This window comes from Streptomyces sp. NPDC047072, from assembly GCF_040643855.1.
Lineage (GTDB): Bacteria > Actinomycetota > Actinomycetes > Streptomycetales > Streptomycetaceae > Streptomyces.
The window spans coordinates 1-8,204 of sequence record NZ_JBEYVC010000288.1; the positions used below are offsets into that span (position 1 = coordinate 1).

Here is an 8,204-nt window from a genome sequence, read left to right on the forward strand (position 1 = left end):
GTCCATGTGGATCGACGGCAGGTCGGCGGGCGCCCAGTGGTCCTTCTCCGCGAGCCTGGCCGCGATGCGGTCCGCGCGGTGCGGTGCCCCCCGAGGAACCGCTCGCCGCGGACGCCGCGCCCGCGGCACCGGCCGCCCCGGCTCCGGCGCCGCCGGCGATGAGGGCGGCCGCCTTGGCGTACCCGGCGGCTCCGAACCAGCCGATGACCGCGACCGGGACGACGGCCGGGATACCGCTGGCGACTTCCTTGATCTGGCCCGCGGCCAGCCGGCACTTGGCGCACTCCTCCAGGTGCTTGCGCAGCCCGCGCTCGGCACGCGTGCGCAGGCCGCCGCGGGCGTAGGCGCCGAGCCGGTCGGCGTAGCGGGAGCACTCCTCGTCGGTGACGAGGGAGGCGCTGACGTGGGCCTGGAGGTAGGCCTGCTTGAGGCCCTCGCGGGCGCGGCTGGCGAGCACGCGCGTGCCGTTGGCGTCGAGCCCGAACAGGGTGGCGACCTCGCTCGGCGACTCGTCCTCGACCTCGGTGTGCCACAGCACGGCCTGCCAGCGCTCGGGCAGCGAGCGGAAGGCCTGCATGGCCATGGACTGCTCGGCCTCGTGCATCGCGCGCACATCGGCGCCGAGGTCGAGGGTGTCGGTGTCGGAGACCTCGGAGGAGCGGGCGGTGGCGGCCTGGGCGGCGAACACCGCGAAGTCGTCGACCAGTTGCTCGCGCTTGGCCGACTTCGTCCAGCCCGCGGCGACCCGGCGGACGCTGGTGAGCAGATAGGCGCGGACGGCGTGCTCGGGTCCGGAGCCGCCGCGCACCGCCTGGAGCATGCGGGCGAAGACCTCGGCGGTGAGGTCGTCCGCGGTGTGGCCGTCGCGGCAGCAGGTGCGGGCGTAGCGGCGCACGGCCTCGGCATGGCGCCGGTAGAGCTCCTCGTAGGCGGTGTCGTCGCCGGAGCGCATTCGCTCGATCAGGTCGGCGTCGGCCGGCGGCATCTCCCGCGGCGGCGGCAGGATGCCGCCGTCCTCGCGCCGGTCGCGCTGCGCGGGCACGCTGCCCTCGACGGGCTCGACGGGGTCTCCCTGGGCCGGGATGCCGCCCTGCGGGATGCCCGCCCGGCCGCCCTGCCCCGGCACCTGTGGCGTGCCACCGGCTTCGCCGTCGCCCTCGCCCTCGCCGAGAGGGTCGTTCCGCCCGTCAACGCTCATCGCGGAATGCCCCCGCCGCCAGCTCCACCAGTCCCGAACACCGGGTCAGAGTGCCATATCGAATTTTAGTCAGCAGCGCGCGGTGCGGACTGTCCACTCGTCCGTGGGGACTTCGCGCCGCGCAGTACTAGCCGTCACCCGTTCGGGGAAGGCTCAACTGTCCTGGCATGGAACAGGAGTTGGACGGCAGGGAGTCAGCTCGCCCGAAATGGGCGTGAATGTTCCGGGGTGCGGACGGCATCCCGGCCGCACCCCGCTGTCACTCTCCCGAGTCACGCCGGCCGTGACCGCAGCCCCTCCAGCAGGATGTCCAGCAGCCGGGCCGAGGCCGCCGCCTGCTGGGCGGCGTCCGGCAGCGAGGGCGCGGCCGTCGCGATCACCAGCAGGACGTCCGACACCGACACGTCGGGTCGCAGCTCGCCCGCCTCCCGGGCCCGCTCCACGAGCCGGCCCACGACCTCCAGCAGCGCCGCCGCCCCGGTGTCGTCGGCGACCGACGAGGTCTCCTCCGGCACCAGCCGCAGCTCGCCGGAGCCCGGGGTGGTCCGCTGCTGCGGCACCCGCGCCCCGTCGTACCCGCCGTCGCTCCCGTCCTCGGCGACGCCGACCCGCAGCACCTGCGGCGGCAGCAGCCGCCCGGCGCCCGAGGCGACCGAGGTGCGCAGGAAGCGCGAGAGCGCGGACCACGGCTCGTCCTCCTGGCCGAGCGCCGCCCGGGCCTGGTCGGTCAGCCGCGAGGTCTCCTCCTCGGCTATCCGGCGCACCAGGACGTCCTTGCTCGGGAAGCGCCGGTACACGGTGCCGACACCGACCCGCGCGCGCCGCGCCACGTCCTCCATCGGGGCGCCGTAGCCCAGCTCCCCGAAGACCTCGCGCGCGGCCCGCAGGACGTGCTCCAGATTGCGCTGTGCGTCCACGCGCAGCGGTGCCGTCCGCGAGCTGTCCCCGCGTCCGTTGCCCGCCGCGCTCATCGCCGATCCCATCGCACCGCCCATCGCCCCGCCACCGGGTGCGATGGCGGACGCGGTAGACCAATGAGAGTCCTGAATGTGCATAAATGATCCCCCGGTAATGACGTCTCCCCCCGGAGACTCTCCCCGCCATCGAAAGCCGGAGTGTGCGGAACTGACCCGTTTCGCGAGTCCGCCCGTCGCGGACCCGGAGCACATCCCCCTACACCCCGTCGACACACGAACATAGTTGAGTGGGGGTCAATTCAGAAGGGGCAGGTTCCGCACGGAGCGCCCCCCGATCGGAGTACGGGCGACAAACGCCCCGATTGCACCCCCTACGACCGCCCGGCGCACACCCGTTGACCTGCGAACCTTCCCCGCACTCCGACGATTCGGCCAAAGCGGCGCGCCGACGACTTCCGGTCACACAAATTGTCGGGGCTGTGGACAAACTCAAGCGCCGGGTGCGTCATGGGATGGTGAAGGAACGTGCGCGCATTCTGGTTGTCGGCGGCGGCTACGTCGGGATGTACACGGCTCTGCGTCTTCAGCGGAAGTTGAAACGGGAACTGCAGCGGGGCGATGTGGAGATCACCGTCGTCACGCCCGACCCGTACATGACTTATCAGCCGTTCCTCCCCGAGGCGGCCGCCGGTTCCATCTCCCCGCGCCATGTCGTCGTCCCGCTGCGCCGCGTCCTCGACCGCTGCCGGGTCGTCGTCGGCGAGGTCACCGCGATCGACCACGCCAAGCGCACCGCCTTCCTGACCACGCTCGCCACCGAGGAGGAGGGCACCGGCGGCGAGCATCTGTCGTACGACGAACTCGTCCTCGCCCCCGGCTCGGTCTCCCGCACCCTCCCGATCCCCGGACTCGCCGACCACGGCATCGGGTTCAAGACGGTCGAGGAGGCCATCGGCCTGCGCAACCACGTCATCGAGCAGATGGACATCGCCTCCTCCACCCGCGACCCCGCGATCCGCGACGCGGCCCTCACCTTCGTCTTCGTCGGCGGCGGCTACGCGGGCGTGGAGGCGCTCGGCGAGCTGGAGGACATGGCCCGCTACACCGCGCGGTACTACCACAACGTCCGCCCCGAGGACATGAAGTGGATCCTCGTCGAGGCCTCCGACCGCATCCTTCCCGAGGTCGGCGCCGAGATGGGCCGCTACACGGTCAGCGAACTGCGCCGCCGCAACATCGACGTACGCCTGAACACCCGCCTGGCGTCCTGCACCGACCGGGTCGCCGTCCTCGACGACGGCTCCCGCTTCCCGACCCGTACGGTCGTGTGGACCGCCGGAGTGAAACCGAGCCCCTTGCTCGCCGCCACCGACCTCCCGCTCAACGAACGCGGCCGGCTGCGGTGCACCGCCGAACTCACCGTGGAAGGCGCCACGCACGCGTGGGCGGCCGGAGACGCGGCGGCCGTCCCCGACGTCACCGCCGGGCAACCCGGCACCGAGACCGCCCCCAACGCCCAGCACGCGGTGCGCCAGGCCAAGGTCCTCGGCGACAACATCGTGCACACCCTGCGCGGCGAGCCCCTGCAGACGTACTCCCACAAGTACGTCGGCTCGGTGGCCTCCCTCGGCCTCCACAAGGGTGTCGCGCAGGTCTACGGACGCAAGCTGAAGGGCTACCCTGCCTGGTTCATGCACCGCGTCTACCACCTCAGCAGGGTGCCCACCGTGAACCGCAAGGCCCGCGTCCTGGCCGAATGGACCCTCTCCGGGCTCTTCAAGAGGGAGATCGTCTCCCTGGGTTCGCTCGAACATCCCCGAGCGGAGTTCGAACTCGCGGCCGGTGGAAAGCCTCCTCTCGACCCCTCGGACGACCCGAAGGGGTCGTCCTGACCGGACCGAGGAACTCCACCGGCGGGGTAGGCGTCTGACGGATATCGACCCGGCCGGTCGCCCTGCCACACTGATCCCCGACCTTGGACGGGCAGCCGCCCGCCCTTTCACCCAAGAGGTTTCCCACCGTGCCGCACCCCCGGGCTGCCGTCCCCAGCCCACCGGCCGGGCCCGGAGCCCGCCCGACGCCGCAGACGACGAAGACGACGACACGAGGCAAGGATTCGTGAACTTCACGCGCTGGAGCGCCCGCCTCCCCGGAACGCAGCGCCGCGCGGCAGCGCGGACCGACGACGTGGTCACCCAGGACCGGCTGTCGGAGGGCGCGGTCCCCGCGGCCCGGGCCGAGCGGCTGACCGCACCGGTCCCCGCCGTCGACGAGCTCCCGGTGCGCGAGGTCCTCGACCGCGTCCCGGCCCTCGTCGCCCTGGTCCACGGCAGCGACCACCGCCTCGCCTACGTCAACGACGCCTATGTGGCTGCCTTCGGCCTCCGTCCCCCCGGCGAACCGGCCCGCGAAGCCCTCCCCGAACTCCACGAGATCGGCCTCCTCCCGCTCCTCGACCAGGTCCTGCGCAGCGGCAAGCCGCGCACCGTCAAGTCCCGCAAGGCCCCCGACGGCCGCTCGTACACCTTCACCTGCACCCCGGTCGCCGAGGGCGACGGAGCCGGCAGCGGCGGCACCGGCGTCCTCGTCTTCGCCACCGACGTCACCGACCACGCCGAGGCCGCCGAACGTCTCAGAACCAGCGAGCGCCGCCAGCGCGAGACCGCCGTCACCCTCCAGCGCTCCCTGCTCCCGCAGGAGCTCGAGGAACCCGACGACCTGCGCGTCGCGGCCACCTACCACCCCGGCGGCACCGAAGCGGCGGTCGGCGGCGACTGGTACGACGTCATCACCCTCGGCGGCGGCCGCACCGCCCTGGTCATCGGCGACGTCATGGGCCGCGGGGTCCGCGCGGCGGCCGTCATGGGCCAACTCCGTACGGCGGTCAGGGCGTACGCCCGCCTCGACCTGCCCCCGCACGAGGTCCTCCAGCTCCTCGACGGCCTCGCGACCGAGATCGACGCCAACCAGATCGCCACCTGCGTGTACGCCGTCCACGACCCGAACGAGGGCAAGCTGGTCTACGCCTCGGCCGGCCACCTGCCCATCCTGGTGCGCGACGAGTCCGGCGTGGTCCTGCGCGCCGACGAACCCACCGGCCCGCCGCTCGGCACCGGCGGCTGGATGCACTCCTCCGGTTCCATCCCGCTCGGCCCCGGCTCCACGGCGGTGCTGTACACGGACGGACTGGTGGAGCGCCGTAACGAAGACCTGGACGAGGGCATCGCGGCCCTGGAGCGCGCCCTGTCCGGCGCGACCGGCACACCCCAGGTCGTCTGCGACCGCCTGGTCCGCTCGGCCGGCGTCACCGCCGACCACGACGACGACGTCGCCGTCCTGGTCCTCCAGCACCCGTCCCGCACAGGGCCCGACGGCGAACTCTTCCGCAACGCCGCGCTGGAACTCCTGGGCGGCGTCGAGGCGGCTCCACGCGCGCGTGCGTTCGCCTCCGGCGTGCTGACCAGTTGGCGGTTCCCGGTGGAGTTGCATGACCTGGGGGTGCTGGCGGTGAGTGAGCTGGTGGCGAACTCTCTCCAGCACGGCACTCCGCCGATGCGGCTACGGCTCCGCCGCACCGACCGACGGCTCATCGTCGAGGTGACCGACGGGGACGATCACCTTCCCCGGCGCCGGCGGGCCGAGCCCGGGGACGAGTCCGGGCGCGGGATCGCCATAGTGGCGACCATCGCGTCGAACTGGGGGTCTCGTCGGACGCCGGGGGGCGGGAAGGCCGTCTGGTGCGAGTTCGTGTTGCCTAAGGGGTAGCGCCGTGGGGGTGCGGGTCCGTTGTGGCTGGTCGCGCAGTTCCCCGCGCCCCTGAGGCGGTTGCCACGACCCGGCTCTTTCGCAGTGAGGGCTGGTTCTGTACGGGGGTCAGGTGGCTGCCCAGGCGTATGGCCAGGGCAGTTATCCCCAGGGAGAACAGAAGAAACGTCACTATGTACGGCGTGTGCAGCGACGCCCCCATGGGGCCGCCCACCGCCGGGCCCACCGCCAGGGCCAGCTGCTTCACCAGGGCGAAGGCCGAGTTGTACTGGCCCGCCATGCCCTCCGGTGCCAGATCGGCCACCAATGGGGCCACGGTCGGCGACAGCATCGCCTCACCGAGACCGAACAGGGCGTACGTCGAGACGAACGCGGCCGTGGCCATCTCCTGGCTGCCGTGTCCGAGCCCGGCGTAGCCCGCCGTGAGCCACGCCACCGCCCAGATGATTCCGACCGCCGCGATCACCCGGGACCGCCTCCGCCGCTCGACGAACCGCAGGACGGCGAACTGGGCGACCACGATCATCGCGGTGTTGGCGGCCAGGGCCGTCCCCAGCGCGGAGGTGGAGATGCCGGCGGCCTCCACGCCGTACGCGCTCAGGCCCGACTCGAACTGGCCGTAGCAGGCGAAGAACAGCACGAAGCCGAGCACACACAGCTGCACCATCGCGCGGTTGCCGAGCAACTGCTTCCAGCTGCCCTTCGCCGACTGCGAGGGCGCGCCCTCGACGCGCGGCGAGTGCGGCAGACGCACCGTGGCCATCACGACCACGAGCAGCAGGAACACCGCCGCCTCGATCGCGAAGAGCAGCGTGAAGGACGCGGTGCTCGACGTGTCGACGAGATGCCCGCCGATGAGACCGCCGACGCCGAGCCCGAGGTTCTGGAGGAAGAACTGCATGGCGAAGGCCCGCGAGCGGGTGTCCGCCGACGAGCAGTCCACGATCATCGTCGCCAGCGCCGGCTGCATCACGGCCTGCCCCGCACCGAGCGCGGCCGCCGACAGCAGTACGGCGGTCGCGTTGCCCGCCAGCCCCAGGCTCAGCGCGCCCAGCGCGGCCGTGACAAGGGCGGTGAGCAGCACCGGCAGCGGGCCGCGCCGGACGATGGCCCGCCCGGCGAAGGGCAGCACGACGAGTGCCGCCACCGCGAAGACGGCGAGCACGAGCCCCGCCGTCATGGCTCCAAGGCCCCGCACCTGCGCCACGTAGACGTACAGGTAGGGGACGGTGAAACCGAGCCCGAACGCGCTGAGTGCGTTGCCCACGTGGATCCGGCGCATCGCTGCGCCCATCGCCCTGGTCACGTTCACCTCTCTCACTAGTTAGGTCTGAAGACTTCAAAGCTAAAGTTCGAAGCTAAAGAGTACAGAGTGAAGGACTTCAAGGCAAAGGGCATGCGTGCGATACTGCGGCCATGGCCGAGACCCCTGGCATCAGCGAGCCGACGCTCGACGAACAGATCGCCGCCTACCAGCGCGAGTTCCAGGACCTCGACCCCCAGGTCGAGCAGATCGTCTCGGCGCTCTCCCGCCTGAACCGCCGTATGAACGTCGCCTACGGCCGTCAGACCGCCGCCCTCGGCATCAGCAGCGCGGAGTGGGAGGTGCTCAAGGCCCTCGTCCTCTCCGGCGCCCCCTATCGGATGGGGCCCAGCGACCTCGCCAAGCGGCTCGGGCTCACGCCGGCCGCGATGACCCACCGGATCGACCGCATGCTCGCCGAGGGACTGGTGACCCGGGAACGGGACGAGTCCAACCGCGTGCGCGTGATCGTCGAACTGACCGGCGAGGGCCGCGAGAAGTGGCTGGAGGCGATGCGCCTCGCGACCGTCTTCGAGGAGGACCTGCTCCAGGACCTCTCCGCGGAGGAGCGCGTTACCCTCGGAGACGTGCTCACCCGGCTCCTGCGCAGGGTGGAGCACGCACAGCCGGACGCCGGCGGGCGCCTCAGCGACCTGGACTAAAAGATCTTGACAGAGGGTGCTTGACAGCCCTCGCCGGGATCCGTAAAGTTCTTCGGGTTGCCACGGGGCCGGAACGGTTCTGCGGCAGCACCTCCGCCGCAGCAGCGGCACACAAACCATCAGCACGATCTCCCGTACGGGTCGATTTCGGCATGCCCGAATTCAATTCGATTTCGGGGTTGGCGGCCCGATTAGGAATCGCCGAGCGGATCCGCTAAGGTTTGAGTCGTCGGAAGGGCCCAACAGCCCGGAAGGCAACCCCCTCTGACTGGGAATCAGACGCCGAAAGGATCTGATAGAGTCGGAAACGCAAGACCGAAGGGAAACTGCCCGGAGGAAAGCCCGAGAGGGTGAGTACA

The 8,204-nt window shown here is 71.4% G+C and carries 6 protein-coding genes; 3 read left to right on the top strand and 3 right to left on the bottom strand.

From position 1 onward, the window contains the following. A partial coding sequence (locus ABZ896_RS50965) for a sigma-70 family RNA polymerase sigma factor (RefSeq protein ID WP_360945777.1) occupies nucleotides 1–1,198 on the bottom strand: 1,198 nt, incomplete at its 3' end. Between the two features lie 272 nt (nucleotides 1,199–1,470). Next, complete coding sequence (locus ABZ896_RS50970) at nucleotides 1,471–2,253, bottom strand: helix-turn-helix domain-containing protein (RefSeq protein ID WP_360945780.1); 783 nt, start codon at nucleotides 2,251–2,253, stop codon at nucleotides 1,471–1,473. 374 nt (nucleotides 2,254–2,627) lie between these two features. Between ABZ896_RS50970 and ABZ896_RS50975 the strand changes: the two genes are divergently transcribed. Together ABZ896_RS50975 and ABZ896_RS50980 are read left to right on the top strand one after the other, a co-directional pair. After that, on the top strand, nucleotides 2,628–4,007 hold the full coding sequence (locus ABZ896_RS50975) for an NAD(P)/FAD-dependent oxidoreductase (protein WP_360945783.1): 1,380 nt from the start codon (nucleotides 2,628–2,630) through the stop codon (nucleotides 4,005–4,007). A 226-nt stretch (nucleotides 4,008–4,233) separates the two neighbouring features. Beyond that, complete coding sequence (locus ABZ896_RS50980; protein ID WP_360945786.1) at nucleotides 4,234–5,880, top strand: SpoIIE family protein phosphatase; 1,647 nt, start codon at nucleotides 4,234–4,236, stop codon at nucleotides 5,878–5,880. On the opposite strand, the gene ABZ896_RS50985 is transcribed toward ABZ896_RS50980, so the two are convergent. After that, the gene (locus ABZ896_RS50985) at nucleotides 5,870–7,174 is read right to left on the bottom strand and encodes an MFS transporter (protein ID WP_360945792.1); all 1,305 of its coding nucleotides are present in this window, start codon (nucleotides 7,172–7,174) and stop codon (nucleotides 5,870–5,872) included. The genes ABZ896_RS50980 and ABZ896_RS50985 overlap by 11 nt on opposite strands. A gap of 122 nt (nucleotides 7,175–7,296) precedes the next feature. Here ABZ896_RS50985 and ABZ896_RS50990 point away from each other — a divergent pair, with 122 nt between their 5' ends. Next, entirely contained in the window at nucleotides 7,297–7,845 is a 549-nt protein-coding gene (locus ABZ896_RS50990; RefSeq protein ID WP_360945789.1) for a MarR family transcriptional regulator, read from the top strand. Nucleotides 7,846–8,204 lie beyond the last annotated feature (359 nt).

What these genes read in the sequence shown, in the direction of transcription:
- ABZ896_RS50985 (WP_360945792.1), bottom strand. Translation starts at nt 7,174, where the DNA reads ATGGGCGCAGCGATGCGCCGGATCCACGTGGGCAACGCACTCAGCGCG.
- ABZ896_RS50970 (WP_360945780.1), bottom strand. Translation starts at nt 2,253, where the DNA reads ATGCACATTCAGGACTCTCATTGGTCTACCGCGTCCGCCATCGCACCC.
- ABZ896_RS50975 (WP_360945783.1), top strand. Translation starts at nt 2,628, where the DNA reads ATGGTGAAGGAACGTGCGCGCATTCTGGTTGTCGGCGGCGGCTACGTC.
- ABZ896_RS50990 (WP_360945789.1), top strand. Translation starts at nt 7,297, where the DNA reads ATGGCCGAGACCCCTGGCATCAGCGAGCCGACGCTCGACGAACAGATC.